Consider the following 15526-nt stretch of genomic DNA (forward strand, 5'->3'; position numbering starts at 1 on the left):
GTTAACGCACTTGACGGACGATTTCGAGACGAGAGTCACATTCGGTAGCATGCGCCCCGCGTCCGGGCGGCTGGGGCACGATGCCGCCGCGCTGTCGCCTTCGCAAGGGCGGCCGGGCGATGACGCGGCGGGATGTGGCGCATTGCCGTTCCTGATCCGGCGGGACGGGACGTGGCTGTATCGCGGTTCACCCATCACGCGCAAACCCATGGTCTGCCTGTTCGCCTCCACGCTGCGGCGTGATGCAACAGGCGTGTTCCGCCTTCAGACGCCGGTGGAATCCGGAACGATCGAGGTGGAGGACGCGCCCTTCGTTGCCGTGGGGCTGCAATGGTGCGGGTGTGGCCGCGATCAGGTGCTGTCCTTTCGCACCAACGTGGACCAGATGATCTGCGCCGGACCGGACCACCCGATTCGCACCGACTGGAACCGTCCCTGTGACGAGGGCGGGTCGGGCGCCGTGCCGTATTTGCAGGTAAGGCCCGGCGATGGCGACCTGCCGATCGAGGCCAGGCTGTCGCGGCCTGTCTATTATGAACTTGCGGCGCTAGCGGTGCCGGGGCACTGCGGTGGTGTGCCGTGCCTGGGGGTCTGGAGCCGGCACGTCTTCTTCCCGCTTGGCCGCCTGTCCTCATGCGCGGATGCCCCCTGCGCGGATGGGCAGGGCGGGGACTGCGGGGACGGGGATTGCGCGGGGGACGACGCGCCGGCATGACGCGCGCCGCATCACCGCCGCCATCCGCCGCCATGCCCGTCGCGGATCCGCTGGGGCGCCTGTTCCGCGCGCAGCCCGATACGGCGGTGACGCTGGCGCGGATATGGGACGTGCTGCCTGACGCGCGCCTTGTCGGGGGGGCGGTGCGTGACCTTCTGTGCGGGCGGGCGGTGGCCGACATGGACCTTGCCACCGCTGTCGCCCCCGAAGATGTCATGGCGCGCCTGCGGGCGGCGGGGATCAAGGTGGTGCCGACCGGCCTTTCGCACGGCACGGTGACGGCGGTGATCGACGGGCGTCCGCATGAAATCACCACCCTGCGCCGGGACGAACGCACCGACGGCCGCCATGCCGAGGTCGCATGGACCAGCGACTGGCGCGAGGACGCGGCCCGGCGCGATTTCACGATCAACGCCATGTCGTGCGATCGCGCGGGGCATGTGCATGACCCGTTTGGTGGCCGCGCGGACCTTGCCGCCCATCGCGTGCGCTTCGTGGGGGACGCGCGCGCGCGCATTGCCGAGGACGCGCTGCGCATCCTGCGCTTTTTCCGTTTTGACGCCCGTTACGGGGGCGAGGCCCCGGATGCGGAGGCCATGCAGGCGGCGACAGCACTGGCGCCGATGGTCGAACGCCTGTCGGTGGAGCGGATATGGTCGGAACTGCGCCGCATCCTGACCGGCCCGCGCGTGGAAAGGGCGCTGGCGCTGATGGAGGCAGCCGACGTGCTGACGCGCATCCTGCCCGAAGGGTACGACCTGTCGCGGCTGTCCGCGCTGCTGGCGTGCGGCGCGCCGGCGCAGGCGCTGCTGCGGTGTGCGGCCCTAGTGCGATGCGATGCGCGGGTGGTGGCCGATCGCCTGCGCCTGTCGCGTGCGGATGCGCGTTTCCTGTGTGCGGCGCGTGAGGGGGATGCCCCCCATCCGGGCATGCCATCGGCGGAAATCGCGCGCCTGCTGGCCATCGACCCTGCCGATATCCTGATCGCGCGCAGTTGGCTCCGCCAGGCGGCGGAGGCGGGACGGCCCGATGCCCGGTGGGATTCGCTGCGGCACGAGATTGCGCGGCGCCCGCGTCCTGTTTTCCCGCTTGCGGGGCGCGACGTGGTGGCGGCGGGCTGTCCGGCGGGGCCGCGCGTGGGGGAAATGCTCGGCCGCGTGCGGGCGTGGTGGATGGCGGGGGGCTGTGTTGCCGATCATGCCGCATGCCTTGCGTATCTGCGCGGCGTGCTGAAGGATTGAGGCGCGGGCGGTTTCGCCTGTCGCATGGATCATGGGCCGGGTTTTGCATTTTGACCGGGCGGGAGTTTATAGGGCCGTATGAACGTTGTTCCAGCGACGCGGCCCGATGCCGCCGGAAAAGTGCAGCCCGATCCGCATGACCCGGCATCGACGGGGCTGCTGGCGCGTCGCCTGTGGCGCGAGGAGCTGAGCCACCACCGCCTGCGCATCGTGGGCGTCGTGGTCCTGACGGCGCTGATGGCGGTCTTCAGCGCGCTGTATCCGCTGGTGATCCAGCGCGCGCTGGACATGTTCGCCGCCCAGGACCCGCGCATCCTGTACCAGGTTCCCGTCCTGGTGGTTGTCATCACCACCGCCAAGGCCGTGTCGCAATACTGGCAGAGCGTCGCGGTGCAGGGGCTGGTCCTGTCGGTCATCCGCGACCTGCAGGGACGGATGTTTTCCCATCTGGTCAATGCCGACGTCTCCCGCATCGAGGAGGAGGCGCCGGCCCAGCTTGCCGCGCGTTTCACCACCGATGCCGTTTCCATCCGCGAGGCACTGATCCGCGCCACCAACGCGCTGGGCGACGCGGTGACGGTCATCGGGCTGATCGTGTCCATGTTCTACATGGACTGGGAACTCAGCCTGATTGCCGCCGTGCTGTATCCCGTCGCGGCGATGCCGGTGCGGCGTCTGGGCAAGCGTCTGCGCAGGGAATCGGGCGGCATGCATGAACAGGTCGGCGCCACCGCCGCCCTGCTGACCGAAAGCTTTGCCCAGTCGCGGACGATCCGCGTCTATGGGCTGGAACAGGTGGAGGAACAGCGCGCCAATCATGTTCTCGACCTGCTGCATGCCGGCCTGCTGCGCATCGCGCGGGGACGGGCGCGCGTTGACCCGATGCTGGAGGTTCTGGGTGGAATCGCGGTCGCGGCGGTGCTGGGTTTCGCCGGGTGGCGGGCCACGCAGGGGGGGGCGACGCTGGGCGATTTTTCGGGGTTTGTCGCGGCCCTCCTGCTGGCGGCGCGGCCCCTGCGGGCGCTCGGGACGCTCAATGTCGCGCTGCAGGAAGGCATGGGCGGCCTGCAGCGGGTCTTTCAGATCATCGACGAACCCGCCGCCGTGCGACAGTCGCCGCAGGCGCGGCCTTTGCCCGCCGGGCGTGGCGACCTGCGGTTCAATGACGTGTCGTTCATTTATCCCGACGGGCGCATGGGGCTGTCGGGGCTGGATTTCATCGCGCGCCCCGGCACGACCGTGGCGCTGGTCGGGGCGTCGGGAGCGGGCAAATCCACCGCCCTGTCGCTGGTGCCCCGGCTGCATGACGTCTCGGGCGGCAGCATCGTGCTGGATGGGGAGGACCTGCGGAACCTGATCCTTGCCGACCTGCGCGACGCCATCGCCTATGTCAGCCAGGATTCGCTGCTGTTTGACCTGTCGGTGGGGGAAAACATCCGCATGGGCAACCGCAACGCCAGCCTGTCGGATGTCCGCGCGGCGGCGCGCGCGGCGGCGGCGGACGATTTCATCATGGCCCTGCCCGAAGGGTACGACACCGTGGTGGGACCGGGGGGGCAGAGGCTGTCCGGCGGGCAGCGCCAGCGTGTCGCCCTTGCGCGCGCGCTGCTGCGCAACCCGCGGATCCTTCTGCTGGACGAGGCGACAAGTGCCCTCGACAGCGACAGCGAGGCCACGGTCCAGCAGGCGCTGACCCATCTGCGACAGGGGCGGACGACCATCATCGTGGCCCATCGCCTGTCCACCATCCGTTCGGCCGACCTGGTGGTTGTCATGGCCGAAGGGCGGGCGGTGGAGCATGGAACCCATGATGCCCTGATGCAGCAGGATGGCGTTTATGCCCGCATGGTCCGCACCCAGGCATTCGGGCTTTAGTGCGTTGGTTTTCATTACGGTCGAATAAGGTGCGTGCGATGGTTGAAGTCGCATCGCGTTCGTGTCATGCATTGACCGACCCGTTCGGTCAATGCGGGCGCGTGGCGCGTCTCCGGGATACGAATCGTACGATAATGAGGGAACCACATGGCCGGTGATGAAGCCCACACGCCAGATAACGGACAGGCGGACGAGCAGAAAAAGCCCACCGAAAACAGGGAAAAGCCGTCGCGAAAGATCATCATGATCGGCATGCTGGTGGTACTGGTCGTCGCGGCGGCGGTGTACTGGCTGCTGCATCGGGGCGAGGTGGAAACCGATGACGCCTTTACCGCCGGTCGCGCCGTGGCGATCGCGCCGCATGTGCGGGGATACGTGACCGAGCTTCTGGTCAACGACAACCAGTTCGTCCACGAAGGGCAGATACTGGCGAAGATCGATGACCGTGACTGGCGCGCCGCGCGGGACCAGGCGGCGGCCAGCGTGGAACTGGCGCAGGCGCAGGCGGATAACGCGGAACTGATGCTTGCGGTGGCGCAGAAGAACTTCCCCGGTCGCCTGCTGGCGGCGCAGGGCGCGTTGCAGGGCGCGCAGGCGCAGCAGTTCCGGGCCCAGACCGATTTCAACCGCCAGCATTCCGTCGCGCGCGCCGCAACCTCGCAGCAGGATATCGATTACGCGACTGCGGCGCTGGACGTGGCCAAGGCGCGGGTGCTGCAGGCGCAGGGCGAACTGCAGCAGGCCATGCCGGTCATCCCCAATATCTCCAGCAGCCAGAACAGGGTTACCCAGGCGCAGGCCCAGATGCACGAGGCGCAGGCACAGCTGCGGCAGGCGGAACTGAACCTGGAATGGACGGTCATCCGCGCGCCGCATGATGGCTGGATATCGCAGCGTAACATCGAACGCGGCACGCTGGTCAGCGTCGGGCAGACGGTCTTTTCCATCGTGGAGCCGGAAGTCTGGGTTGTCGCCAATTACAAGGAGACGCAGCTGACGAACATGCGTCCGGGACAGAAGGTGGATATCGCGGTCGATGCCTATCCCTTCCTCAGGCTGAAGGGGCATGTCGATTCACTCCAGCTTGGCACCGGCGCGACCTTCAGCGCGTTCCCGCCTGAAAATGCCACCGGCAACTATGTCAAGATCGTGCAGCGCGTGCCGGTCAAGATCCTGATTGACGAGGGGCTGCGTCCTGACGTGCCGCTGTCGCTGGGCCTGTCGGTCGAGCCCACGGTCTATACGCGATGAGCACTGCGGCAGCCTCCCCCGACGATCACGCCGGCCAGACGTGGAAGCCGAAGCACAACCCGTGGCTGATCGCCGTCGTGGTCACGGTTGCCGCGTTCATGGAGATCCTTGACACCACCATCGTCAACGTCTCCCTGCCGCATATCGCGGGGAACCTGTCGTCTACCTATGACGATGCGACATGGACCCTGACCTCCTACCTTGTCGCCAACGGTATCGTGCTGACGATTTCGGGCTGGCTGGGAAAGCTGTTCGGGCGAAAGAAATACTTCCTGATCTGTATTTCCATGTTCTCCCTGTCATCTTTCCTGTGCGGCATTTCCACCAGCCTGCCGGAACTGATTTTTTTCCGTCTGCTGCAGGGGTTTTTCGGTGGCGGCCTGCAACCGAACCAGCAGTCGATCATCCTTGACACCTTCCCGCCCGAAAAACGCGCCGCCGCGTTCGGGCTGACGGCGATCGCAACCGTGGTCGCGCCCGTCATCGGGCCGTCGCTGGGGGGATGGATCACCGACAATTATTCGTGGCGCTGGGTCTTTTTCATCAACGTGCCCGTTGGCGCGCTGGCGACCATCGCCGTGTCCATGATGGTCGATGACCCGCCTTGGGCGCGCAAGCAGGCGGCGCCGCTCGACTTTATCGGCATCGGCCTCATCACCATCGGCTTCGGCTGTCTGGAGGTCGCGGTTGACCGTGGCGAGGACGCGGACTGGTTCGGTTCGCGCATCATCGTCGTCATGGCGATCCTTGCGGTGCTGGGCATCGGCGGGGCCGTGGTCTGGCTGCTTCATACCAAGAAACCGGCGGTTGACCTGCGGGTGTTCAAGGATCGCAACTTTGCCGTGGGAACCGGCCTGATGGGGGCGGTGGGGGCGCTGCTTTATTCCTCCGCGATCATCGTGCCGCAGTTCGCGCAGCAGGTCATGGGCTATACCGCGACCCTGTCGGGCCTGATCCTGTCGCCCGGCGGCGTGGCGGTCATCATCCTGATCCCGATTGTCGGCATGGCGATGAAACGCATCCAGCTGCGTTATATCATCGCGTTCGGGTTTTTCCTGATGGGAATGTCCATGCTGTGGTCGGCGCGTCTGGTGCCCGCGCTGGATTTCCGGCATCTGGTCTTCTTCCGCATGAGCCAGACGGCAACCATGGCCTTCCTGTTCGTGCCGATATCCACCATTACCTATGCCACCCTCCCGCGTGAGCTGAACGCCGACGGGTCCGCCCTGTTCAGCATGGTGCGAAACGTGCTGGGTTCCCTCAGCATTTCAGGGGCGACGGCGCTGGTGACCGAACTGCGCCAGGCACACCAGAGCCAGATGGTCCACTGGATGACGCCCTATCACCAGCCTTACAACGAATACCTGTCACGGGCGCATGACGCGGCGATGGCGCGCGGCTTTCCTGAACCTGTCCTCAATTCCGTGGCGATGGGCAAGCTGTACCAGCAGTTCACCGCGCAGATCGCGATCCTTGCGTATAACGAGGTCTTCATGATCCTTGGCATCGGTTCGTTGCTGGTGGTGCCGTTCTGTTTCCTGATGTCGCCGCTGAAGGGCGATGACAAGTAGGGAGGAGCATTCATGGTGGCAGGAAACGATATTGTTGTGGTGTGTGCCGCGATCCTTCGCCACGGACACCTTCTGTGCGTGCGCAAGCAGGGAACGCGGCTGTTCATGCTGCCGGGGGGCAAGCCCGAACCGGCGGAGGACGACATGACGGCCCTGCGCCGTGAAGTGTCGGAGGAACTGGACTGCGGCCTGCGCGACGGCAGTATCCGGCTTCTGGGACGTTATGCCGCCCCCGCCGCGAACGAGGCGGGACATACGGTGCGGGCCAGCATCTATCGCGCGGACCTGTCGGCCGAACCACAGCCCCGCGCGGAAATCGCGGAGGCACGCTGGATCGACATCCATGACGGCTGCGGCGATGACCTGCTGGCGCCGCTGTTGCGCGACCGGCTTATTCCGGCGTTGCGCCGGATGACGGCAGATGGGCAAGCCGGCTGAATTCGGGGATCAGCTGTTCATAGATGGGGCGTTTGAACCCCACATTGACATGCGCCAGCCGTGACGGCGCCACCCACTGCCACCGGTCGAATTCGGCCGGCAGGTGGGTATCGAGGCGTATGTCGCCATCCTGCCCCGTAAAGCGCAGGGCGAACCATTTCTGAGTCTGTCCCCGATACCGGCCGCCCAGCGCCCTGCCAATCAGGTGATCAGGCAGGTCATAGCTGATCCAGCGGGGATATTCGCCAAGGATCACCGCCCGGTCCGTGCCGATTTCCTCAAGCAGTTCGCGCATGACCGCCTGCCGGGGATTTTCCCCTTCATCAATGCCGCCCTGCGGGCACTGCCATACGCCCTGATCGATGGGACCGCCCGCGCCGGGCATGTCGGTGCGGCGCGCCATCAGGATTTCATTGCGCGCGTTGAACAGCATCGCCCCCACGTTGGGGCGATAGGGCAGGTCGGTCTTCAGGCTCATGGATGGGCCGGGGTGGCGGGCGCCGGTGTGGCAGGGGCGGCTTTGCCCGGGGTCGCCGTGCCGGGGGCAGGCGTGGCCGGGGCCGTCGTCGCGGGTGCCGCGGGCGTGACGGGGGTGGCGGGGGCCTGCTCTTCCGCCGGCGGGGTCTTGGTCACGGGGGGCTTGGCCTGTGTCGTGGGCGTGTTGACCATGGTCGGGCTTGCCGCCGTGGCCCTGGTGGTCTCGACCGTGACCGGCAGGCCCGCCATCGCATGGACGACCTTCAGCCCTTCCTGCAGCTGGAAATCGGTCGTGGGCTTCATCGGATCATAATCCGGCCACCCGGCGGGCGGTTCATGCGGCAGGGATTTCGCAATGGCGGGCAGGTCGGTGCGCACCGGGGCCTGCGCCGTATTGCCGCCGCTGTTCTTGATGATGTGCGCCAGATCCGCCTCGCGGATGCTGTAGCTGTCATCATCGCGGCTTTCCTTGACCACGATGTCCGGCACGATGCCCAGCCCCTGGATGGATCGGCCCGACGGCGTGTAATAGCGCGCGGTCGTCAGGCGGATCGCGCCTTCGCCCGGGATGGGCAGGATCGTCTGCACCGATCCCTTGCCGAATGTCTTTTCACCCACCAGCACGGCGCGGTGATGGTCCTGCAGGGCACCGGCCACGATTTCACTGGCGGAGGCGGATCCGCCGTTGATCAGCACCACGATCGGCAGGCCGTTGGTGATGTCCACGTTATGCGCGTCCCAGCGCTGGCTGTCCTGCGCGTGACGTGCGCGGGTGGAGACGATCTCGCCATTCTTGATGAAATCGCCGCTGACATCGATCGCCTGCGTCAGCAGCCCGCCCGGATCGGAACGCAGGTCGATGACCAGGCCATTGAGCTTGCCGTGCGCCTGGCCCTGCAGCTTCTTGTAGGCGTCAAGCAGCCCGTGCTGCGTTTCCTCGTTGAACTGCGCGATGCGGATATAGCCGGTGGATTCATAAAGGGCGGACTTGATGACCTGCAGCGGGATGATCGCGCGCGTCAGGGTCACGATGATCGGCTTGGGCGTCTTTTCGCGGATCAGGGTCAGGGTAATGCGGGTATTGGGTTTCCCCCGCATGCGCGAGACGACCTGGTCCAGCGGCTGTCCGTCGATATTCTTGCCATCGAGGGCGACGATGTAATCGCCCGGCCGGATCCCGGCGCGCGCCGCCGGCGTATTGTCCACCGGCGAGACGACGCGCACGTGCCCGTCCTCCCCATGCACCTCGAGGCCGAGGCCGCCGAACGTGCCCTTGGTCTGGGCCTGAAGGTCGGAAAACTGCTTTTCCGTCATGTAGGAGCTGTGTGGGTCAAGGCCGCTGAGCATGCCGTTGAGCGCATTGGTGATGAGGTCGCGGGTGGAGACGGGCTCGACGTAGTTCGCCTTCACCTTTTCCAGCACGTAACCGAACAGGAACATCAGCTGTTCGATTTCGTGCGGGGAATTGTCCTTGGGTGACGGGCTGTCCGCATGCGCAATGGAGGTCAGGTCAAGCCACCGCCCGCCGGAATGCAAGGCGAGCTGGGGGCCTGCCGCGATGCCAGCAAGAAAGGCGCAACCAAGCAGCAGGCCATTACGGAACTTCATGCGTCGTCGTCTCCTGAATGGCCAGCCACGCATCGGTGGGCAGCCTGCATATGGTGACCTGTCCATGGGGCGGCAGGTCATCGTCCGTCATCGGTCGCACACCTTATACCGAACTTGCACCACACGGAAACCGTGTAAACCAATTCTACAGATATGGCGCGGGGTTAACGGTCGCGCCCCCGCGCCGCAGCTGCACGAACAGGGTGGGGCGGGCCTGCGTGTCCGACCATGGTGGCATCTGCCCCACCGGCGCGCCCTTTACGATCTGCTGTCCGGGGGCGACGGCCATGTCCCCGATCCCTGCAAGGACAAAGCGGTAATGCTGTCCACAGTTCAGGATCATCATCTGCCCGTAGGAGCGGAAGGGACCGGCAAAGTCGACTCGTCCGCTGCAGGGCGCGCGGACGGTCGCGCGCGATGGCGGGGCATAGGTGACGCCGCTTGCCGGGCCGCTTTCGGTCGTCTGGCCCCAGCGCGTGACGATGCTGCCGGGCACGGGCGCGCCCGCCGTCCCGGCGCGGGTGGCGTTGACGCCCGGACCGGGTCCCGCGGCAAGGGCGCGCGCATGGGCCCGCGCGGCGTCGGCTTCCTGCATGCGGTGGGCGCGTTCGGCTTCCTGCGCGGCGCGTTCCAGATTGGCCTGCGCGGTGCGTTCCACCTCCTCGATGCGTGCGATCGCGTCCTGCAGGCTCGACGCCCGGCGCGCCGCGTCTTCGACCTGCTGGGTCGCGCTGCGCACGGCCGCGTTCGACTGGCGCTGCGCCTCCAGCGCGGCATGGGCGGAACGGTTGACGCTGTCGCGCTGTGCCTCCTGCTGCGCCAGCAGCTGGCCCATGCGGTTTTTCTGCTGCGCCAGTTCGTCGTCAAGCTGCGCCAGGCGGGCGCGACGGTCATGGATCTGGTGCGCCTGCTGGGAAATGCGCGTCATGAGCCCGCGCATCACCAGAAGTCCGGTCACCGCACGATCGGCAGGCAGCGGCACGGCAAGCAGCGTATCGGCGGGATAGAGCGAAAGGCGTTCGACCACCGGTAGCAGGGGGGTCATCGCCGCCACTTCCTGCGCCAGCGCCCTGCGCAGGGTATCCTGTTCGGTGTGCAGCGCCGAAATCCGGCTGTCGAGGTCGGCCGTGTCCTGTTCCGTGCGCTGCAGCCGGGCAGTGGCGTCCACCGTGGCGGCGGACAGTTCCGTCGCGCGCGCGGCATCGCGCTGCGCCTGTGCCTCGGCATCGTGCTGGGCCTTGATGCGGGCCTGCATTTCCGCGCCCTGCTGCTTTTCGCGCGCCAGCAGGTTTTCGCGCGCCAGACGGGCATTCTCGATCTGGCGCCGGATGCCCTGCGTTTCATGCGTCCCCTCATGGGAAGCATGGAGGGGGGCGGCATGAAGGACATGTTCCGCATGATGGGGATGTGATGCCGTGGACGGCGTCGCGGCGGGGGCGGGGGACATGGCCTGCGCGATGGCGAGGCATGCCCCCACGGCCACCGCGCGACGCGGCATGGGGACGTGAAGGCGGGCCGTCAGGATGGCGTCGGTCCATCCAGCAGCGAGTGTCCGGTCATGGCGGCAGGCTGCGGCAGGCCCATCAGCGCCAGCAGGGTGGGGGCGATATCCGCCAGCCGCCCGTCATGCAGGCGCTGGCCCGTCCCGCCATGCAGGACAACCGGCACGACGTTGAGGGTATGGGCGGTATGCGGCCCCTGGGTCTGCGGGTCGAACATGGTTTCGGCATTGCCATGATCCGCCGTCACCAGCAACGCGCCGCCCGCCCGGTCGATCGCCGCGACAATCCGGCCCAGCCCGGCATCGACGGCCTCCACCGCCCTGATCGCGGCGGCCAGGACGCCGGTATGTCCAACCATGTCGGGATTGGCGAAATTCAGCACGATCAGGTCGTATTCGCCGCTGTCGATGGCTTCCACCGCGCGCTGGGTCAGCTCTGGCGCCGACATTTCGGGCTGCAGGTCATAGGTCGCGACCTTGGGCGAGGGCACCATGATACGGTCCTCGCCGGGGAGCTGCTCCTCCCGCCCGCCATTGAGGAAATAGGTGACGTGGGGATATTTCTCCGTCTCCGCCATGCGGAGCTGCCTGCGGCCTGCCGCCGAGACGACATCGCCCAGCAGGTCGCGCAGTTCCTGCGGCGCGAACAGGACGCCAATCAGCCGCGCCAGCCGGTCGCTGTAGCGCGTCATGCCAAGGACGGCGGCGAAATGGACGACGCGCGGGCGCCTGAACCCCTCGAACCCTTCCTCCAGCAGCGCGTCGAGCAGCTGGCGTATCCGGTCGGCGCGGAAATTGAAGGATAGGATGCCATCGCCATCCTTCATGCCTTGGTAATCGCCGATGACCGTGGGTTCGATGAACTCGTCGGTAACTTCGCGGGCATAGGATGCCTCCAGCACCGCATCGGGCGTCGCGGCGCGCGGGCCGGTGGCACAGACAATGACGTCATACACCTTTTGCACGCGTTCCCACCGCCGGTCGCGGTCCATGGCGTAATAGCGTCCCGAAATGCTGGCCACGCGTGCCTGTGGCGGCAGGTCGCGCAGCAGGCGGGCAACGTAATCGCGCCCGGAATGCGGCGCGGTGTCGCGGCCGTCGCTGAAGACATGCAGGGCGACGGGGATGCCGGCCGCGCACACGATCCGCGCCAGTTCGGCGGCATGGTCCTGATGCGAATGCACCCCCCCGTCGGAGACAAGGCCCATCAGGTGGCAGGTCCCGCCGCTTTTCTTCAGCGCGTCGAGGAAATCGCGCATGACCGGGCTCTGCGCCGCCGTCCCGTCGCGCAGGGCCCTGGTGATGCGTGGCAGTTCCTGCATGACGACGCGGCCCGCGCCGATATTGAGGTGACCGACCTCGGAATTGCCCATCTGCCCTTCCGGCAGGCCGACATCCTCCCCACATGTGCGCAGGAAGGCGTGCGGGTCATGGCCCCACAGCCGGTCGAAGGTCGGAGTGTCGGCGGCCATCACGGCATTGTCCGACGGGTCCTCGCGCCATCCGAAACCATCAAGGATCGCCAGCATGACGGGGCGGCGGGCCTGTGGGCCGGGGGGCTGTGTCGCAGGGGTATGCGCCTGGGTGGGCTGAGCGGGCATGGGTTGTTCCTCTCCCTTATTTTGTCGCCCATAATGCCCTAAATGACATCAGTGCGGAATGCCTGCCGGGGCATTATGAAAGGAAAAAAGACGATGGGCCAAACGGAAAAAAGATCGGGCGGCTGTGGCTGCCTGACGCCGGAACAGCTGCGCGTCCTGCGTGAACACGGGACGGAACGTCCGGGTTCCAGCCCGCTGAATGATGAAAAACGGGCCGGGGAATACCGTTGTGCGGGATGCGGGGCACCGCTGTTCCGCTCGTCGGCCAAATATGACAGCGGCAGCGGCTGGCCCTCCTTCAGCGAGGCGATCGCCGGCGCGGTCGCCACCACCACCGATACCAGCCACGGCATGGTCCGCACGGAAGTACACTGCGCCCACTGCAACGGGCATCTGGGCCATGTCTTTCCCGACGGGCCGCCGCCCACGGGGCTGCGATACTGCATGAATGGCATCGTGCTGGATTTCGTTCCGCGTGACGCGGGGACATCCGCATGACGCGCGACGCGGATGCGACGGGGCGTCAGGTGGCCGTCGGGGATGATCCCGACGTGGTGGTGCTGACCCATCCGCTGGCGCGGCACAAGCTGACCCTGCTGCGTGATGCGCGCACCTCCACCGGGGAATTCCGCCGTCTGGCGCGTGAACTCAGCATGCTGGCGGGATACGAGGCCATGCGTGACCTGCCGGTGGAGGACGTGGAAATCGACACGCCGCTGGAACGCATGACCGGCCATCGGCTTGCGGGAAAGAAGCTCTGCCTCGTCTCCATCCTGCGGGCGGGAAACGGGATCCTGGACGGGATGCTTGACCTCGTCCCGTCGGCGCGGGTGGGCCATGTCGGCCTGTATCGCGACCCGGCGACGCTGGAGCCCGTGGAATATTACCTCAAGCTGCCGGATGATCTTCCCCGGCGGCGCTGCATCGTCGTTGACCCGATGCTGGCGACCGGGCATAGCGCCGTCGCCGCCATTACGCGCCTGAAACAGGCCGGGGCCGACAGCATCGTCTTCGTCTGCCTGCTGGCCGCGTCCGAAGGGATCGCCTGCCTGCGCGCCGCGCATCCCGACGTGCGGGTGGTCACCTGCGCGATTGATCGGGGACTGGACGATCATGGCTACATCCGTCCGGGCCTTGGTGATGCGGGGGACCGGCTGTTCGGCACCAAATGAGCATCTGCACCCGATGCCGGGCATCAGCCCGCATCGGGGCGGTGCCGTGTATCCCGGAAAGCCGCGTATGAATCATGACAGCCGCCATGCGCCACAGGCCGAACGCAGGCATGGGGAAAACGAGGCGGCCTGCCGACGGCCGCAGGCGGGTCTTTCACGGCCGTGACCGGGTGAGGGCGATCGGGATATCCACCGCCCGACATGCCCACATTCCCGCTTTCACACGGAAATTGCCCCTGGACCGATCCTGATGCATTTTCCGATGACAGGGGATGCGGGATGTGGCCGCGGCGGCAGAGCCGCGCCGTTCAGCAGGTGCGACGGACGATATAGGTCTTGGACAGTTCCGTCTCCAGCTGGCGGGCATGTTCCGGGTCGCGGGCCTCGATCATGATTTCCAGCTCGGCCGCCTGCACGCTGGGCGTGGTGAACAGGCGCTGGTGGGAGACCTCGATGATGTTGCCGCCCGCATCCCCGATCCTGCGGGAGATATCGGCCAGCACGCCCGGACGGTCGGGAATTTCCATCTTCAGGGACAAAAGCCGCCCGTCACGCAGCAGGGAGCGCAGAAGCGTGTTGGCAAGGATGCGGCTGTCGATGTTGCCGCCCGTGACCGGCAGCGCCACGCGCTTTCCCCGGAACATCTCGGGATAGGTCAGGACCGCCGCCAGCGCCGTGGCGCCCGCGCCCTCGCTGACCTGCTTTGCCCCTTCGGCCAGCATGGTGATCGCGGTCTCGATCGCGCTTTCGGGAACCGTCAGCACGCCGGAGATGTGTTCGCGTATGACCTCCAGCGGCTGGCGTCCCACCTTGAGCACGGCGATCCCCTCGGCAATGGTGGGACCGCCCGGCGGCAGCAGCTCATCCCCCGGAAAGCCGGAGAGGGAGGAATAATTTTCCACCTGCACGCCAATGATATCCATGCCCGGACGCAGCGCGCGCGCCGTGACCGCGCATCCCGACAGCAGGCCGCCACCGCCGATGGGACAGACGAACGTGTCGAGTTCGCCCGCATCCTCCAGCAGTTCAAGGGCGAAGGTGCCCTGTCCGGCCATCACCTCGGGATCGTCATAGGGATGGACGAAGACCCGGCCCTCACGCTCGCACAGGGCGTTGGCATGGGCCATCGCCTCGGCAAAGCTGTCGCCTTCAAGGACGACGCGCGCCCCCCATGCCGCCGTGCGCGTCACCTTGGCCACGGGGGTAAAGCGCGGCATGACGATCACCACGTCAATGCCAAGGAGGGAGGCATGACGCGCCACCCCCTGCGCATGGTTTCCGGCGGAAACGGTGATGACGCCGCGCCTGCGCTCGCCTTCGTCAAGCAGCGCCAGCTTGTTGGCGGCCCCGCGCTCCTTGAAGGAGCCGACCGCCTGCAGGTTGTCGAGCTTGAGCACGATATCCGCGCCGGTCGCCTGCGAAAGCGCCTGCGACGGCACGGTGGGGGTGCGCAGGACACGCCCGTTGATGCGCCGTGCGGCGGCGCGGATATCGTCAAGTGTGATCACGTCATATGCCTCAGCCGTAGGTAACGGCCAGTATTTCGTAAGTGCGGTCGCCACCGGGCGCGGGAACGGAAACGCTGTCGCCCACGCTCTTGCCGATCAGCGACTTGGCCAGCGGGGAGGAGATCGACAGCAGCCCCTGCTTGATGTCGGCCTCATAGACGCCAACGATCTGGTAGGTGACTTCCTTGTCCGTTTCCTCGTCCACCAGATGGACGCGGGCCCCGAACTTCACCTGGTCCCCCGACAGGGAGGCAGGGTCGATCACCTCGGCGGAGGAGACGATTTCCTCCAGCTCCAGGATGCGGCCCTCGGTAAAGGACTGGCGTTCGCGCGCCGCATGGTATTCGGCGTTCTCCGACAGGTCGCCGTGGCTGCGTGCCTCGGCGATGGCCCGTATGATGGCAGGACGTTCTTCACTCTTGAGCTTGCGAAGTTCTTCTTCGAGCCGTTGCAGGCCTGGGCCTGTCATCGGAAATTTCTGCAAGATGTATCCCCGGGGTGAAGGTCAGCGTTCGACGACTGACGGATGGTGTGGTCATGGCGAACGCCCGCATGAAACACCCCCCGC

The 15526-nt window shown here is 66.6% G+C and carries 14 protein-coding genes; 8 read left to right on the forward strand and 6 right to left on the reverse strand.

The window, feature by feature from the left end:
• Nucleotides 1-49 precede the first annotated feature (49 nt).
• The 6 genes from NJLHNGOC_RS00700 to NJLHNGOC_RS00725 all read left to right on the forward strand — a co-directional run bounded on the left by NJLHNGOC_RS00700 (nucleotide 50) and on the right by NJLHNGOC_RS00725 (nucleotide 7091).
• The gene (locus tag NJLHNGOC_RS00700) at nucleotides 50-715 is read left to right on the forward strand and encodes a DUF1285 domain-containing protein (protein WP_113594642.1); all 666 of its coding nucleotides are present in this window, start codon (nucleotides 50-52) and stop codon (nucleotides 713-715) included.
• Nucleotides 716-747: 32 nt separating this feature from the next.
• A complete protein-coding gene (locus NJLHNGOC_RS00705) occupies nucleotides 748-1956 on the forward strand; it encodes a CCA tRNA nucleotidyltransferase (protein ID WP_113594643.1) in 1209 nt (402 codons plus the stop codon).
• Between the two features lie 78 nt (nucleotides 1957-2034).
• On the forward strand, nucleotides 2035-3831 hold the full coding sequence (locus NJLHNGOC_RS00710) for an ABC transporter ATP-binding protein (RefSeq protein ID WP_113594644.1): 1797 nt from the start codon (nucleotides 2035-2037) through the stop codon (nucleotides 3829-3831).
• Between the two features lie 147 nt (nucleotides 3832-3978).
• Nucleotides 3979-5082, forward strand: coding sequence for an HlyD family secretion protein (locus NJLHNGOC_RS00715; protein WP_113594645.1), 1104 nt, complete (start codon nucleotides 3979-3981; stop codon nucleotides 5080-5082).
• Nucleotides 5079-6653 (forward strand): DHA2 family efflux MFS transporter permease subunit, encoded by a 1575-nt coding sequence (locus NJLHNGOC_RS00720; protein WP_113594646.1) that lies wholly within the window; start codon nucleotides 5079-5081, stop codon nucleotides 6651-6653. The genes NJLHNGOC_RS00715 and NJLHNGOC_RS00720 overlap by 4 nt, the downstream gene beginning before the upstream one ends.
• Before the next feature lie 12 nt (nucleotides 6654-6665).
• Nucleotides 6666-7091: an NUDIX hydrolase gene (locus tag NJLHNGOC_RS00725; protein WP_113594647.1), complete on the forward strand. Its 426-nt coding sequence runs from the start codon at nucleotides 6666-6668 to the stop codon at nucleotides 7089-7091.
• On the opposite strand, the gene NJLHNGOC_RS00730 is transcribed toward NJLHNGOC_RS00725, so the two are convergent.
• From NJLHNGOC_RS00730 to gpmI, 4 genes are all read right to left on the reverse strand, one after another.
• On the reverse strand, nucleotides 7045-7569 hold the full coding sequence (locus tag NJLHNGOC_RS00730; RefSeq protein WP_113594648.1) for an RNA pyrophosphohydrolase: 525 nt from the start codon (nucleotides 7567-7569) through the stop codon (nucleotides 7045-7047). The two genes, NJLHNGOC_RS00725 and NJLHNGOC_RS00730, sit on opposite strands and share 47 nt — an antisense overlap.
• A complete protein-coding gene (locus NJLHNGOC_RS00735; RefSeq protein WP_113594649.1) occupies nucleotides 7566-9176 on the reverse strand; it encodes a S41 family peptidase in 1611 nt (536 codons plus the stop codon). Before NJLHNGOC_RS00735 ends, NJLHNGOC_RS00730 begins: the two co-directional genes overlap by 4 nt.
• 145 nt (nucleotides 9177-9321) lie before the next feature.
• Nucleotides 9322-10674, reverse strand: a complete 1353-nt coding sequence (locus tag NJLHNGOC_RS00740) for a murein hydrolase activator EnvC family protein (protein ID WP_239021242.1) — start codon at nucleotides 10672-10674, stop codon at nucleotides 9322-9324.
• 20 nt (nucleotides 10675-10694) lie between these two features.
• Nucleotides 10695-12206: a 2,3-bisphosphoglycerate-independent phosphoglycerate mutase gene (gpmI, locus tag NJLHNGOC_RS00745; RefSeq protein WP_239021255.1), complete on the reverse strand. Its 1512-nt coding sequence runs from the start codon at nucleotides 12204-12206 to the stop codon at nucleotides 10695-10697.
• A 165-nt stretch (nucleotides 12207-12371) separates the two neighbouring features.
• Here gpmI and msrB point away from each other — a divergent pair, with 165 nt between their 5' ends.
• Entirely contained in the window at nucleotides 12372-12776 is a 405-nt protein-coding gene (gene msrB / locus NJLHNGOC_RS00750) for a peptide-methionine (R)-S-oxide reductase MsrB (protein ID WP_113594797.1), read from the forward strand.
• Nucleotides 12773-13450 carry a uracil phosphoribosyltransferase gene (gene upp, locus NJLHNGOC_RS00755; RefSeq protein WP_113594651.1) on the forward strand — a complete coding sequence of 226 codons (678 nt, stop codon included), beginning with the start codon at nucleotides 12773-12775 and terminating at the stop codon, nucleotides 13448-13450. The genes msrB and upp overlap by 4 nt, the downstream gene beginning before the upstream one ends.
• A gap of 308 nt (nucleotides 13451-13758) precedes the next feature.
• Here the strand turns inward: upp and NJLHNGOC_RS00760 are convergent, their stop codons facing one another.
• The gene (locus NJLHNGOC_RS00760) at nucleotides 13759-14958 is read right to left on the reverse strand and encodes a threonine ammonia-lyase (protein ID WP_113594652.1); all 1200 of its coding nucleotides are present in this window, start codon (nucleotides 14956-14958) and stop codon (nucleotides 13759-13761) included.
• Nucleotides 14959-14968: 10 nt separating this feature from the next.
• Nucleotides 14969-15442, reverse strand: coding sequence for a transcription elongation factor GreA (greA, locus tag NJLHNGOC_RS00765; RefSeq protein WP_110525813.1), 474 nt, complete (start codon nucleotides 15440-15442; stop codon nucleotides 14969-14971).
• Between the last annotated feature and the right edge of the window lie 84 nt (nucleotides 15443-15526).

The organism is Novacetimonas cocois, assembly GCF_003311635.1.
Lineage (GTDB): Bacteria > Pseudomonadota > Alphaproteobacteria > Acetobacterales > Acetobacteraceae > Novacetimonas > Novacetimonas cocois.

Coding starts and splice junctions, on each gene's coding strand:
- NJLHNGOC_RS00725 (WP_113594647.1), top strand. CDS start 6,666: ATGGTGGCAGGAAACGATATTGTTGTGGTGTGTGCCGCGATCCTTCGC.
- NJLHNGOC_RS00700 (WP_113594642.1), top strand. CDS start 50: ATGCGCCCCGCGTCCGGGCGGCTGGGGCACGATGCCGCCGCGCTGTCG.
- NJLHNGOC_RS00730 (WP_113594648.1), bottom strand. CDS start 7,569: ATGAGCCTGAAGACCGACCTGCCCTATCGCCCCAACGTGGGGGCGATG.
- NJLHNGOC_RS00715 (WP_113594645.1), top strand. CDS start 3,979: ATGGCCGGTGATGAAGCCCACACGCCAGATAACGGACAGGCGGACGAG.
- NJLHNGOC_RS00705 (WP_113594643.1), top strand. CDS start 748: ATGCCCGTCGCGGATCCGCTGGGGCGCCTGTTCCGCGCGCAGCCCGAT.
- upp (WP_113594651.1), top strand. CDS start 12,773: ATGACGCGCGACGCGGATGCGACGGGGCGTCAGGTGGCCGTCGGGGAT.
- NJLHNGOC_RS00710 (WP_113594644.1), top strand. CDS start 2,035: ATGAACGTTGTTCCAGCGACGCGGCCCGATGCCGCCGGAAAAGTGCAG.
- NJLHNGOC_RS00720 (WP_113594646.1), top strand. CDS start 5,079: ATGAGCACTGCGGCAGCCTCCCCCGACGATCACGCCGGCCAGACGTGG.
- NJLHNGOC_RS00740 (WP_239021242.1), bottom strand. CDS start 10,674: ATGCCGCGTCGCGCGGTGGCCGTGGGGGCATGCCTCGCCATCGCGCAG.
- NJLHNGOC_RS00735 (WP_113594649.1), bottom strand. CDS start 9,176: ATGAAGTTCCGTAATGGCCTGCTGCTTGGTTGCGCCTTTCTTGCTGGC.
- gpmI (WP_239021255.1), bottom strand. CDS start 12,206: ATGCTGGCGATCCTTGATGGTTTCGGATGGCGCGAGGACCCGTCGGAC.
- msrB (WP_113594797.1), top strand. CDS start 12,372: ATGGGCCAAACGGAAAAAAGATCGGGCGGCTGTGGCTGCCTGACGCCG.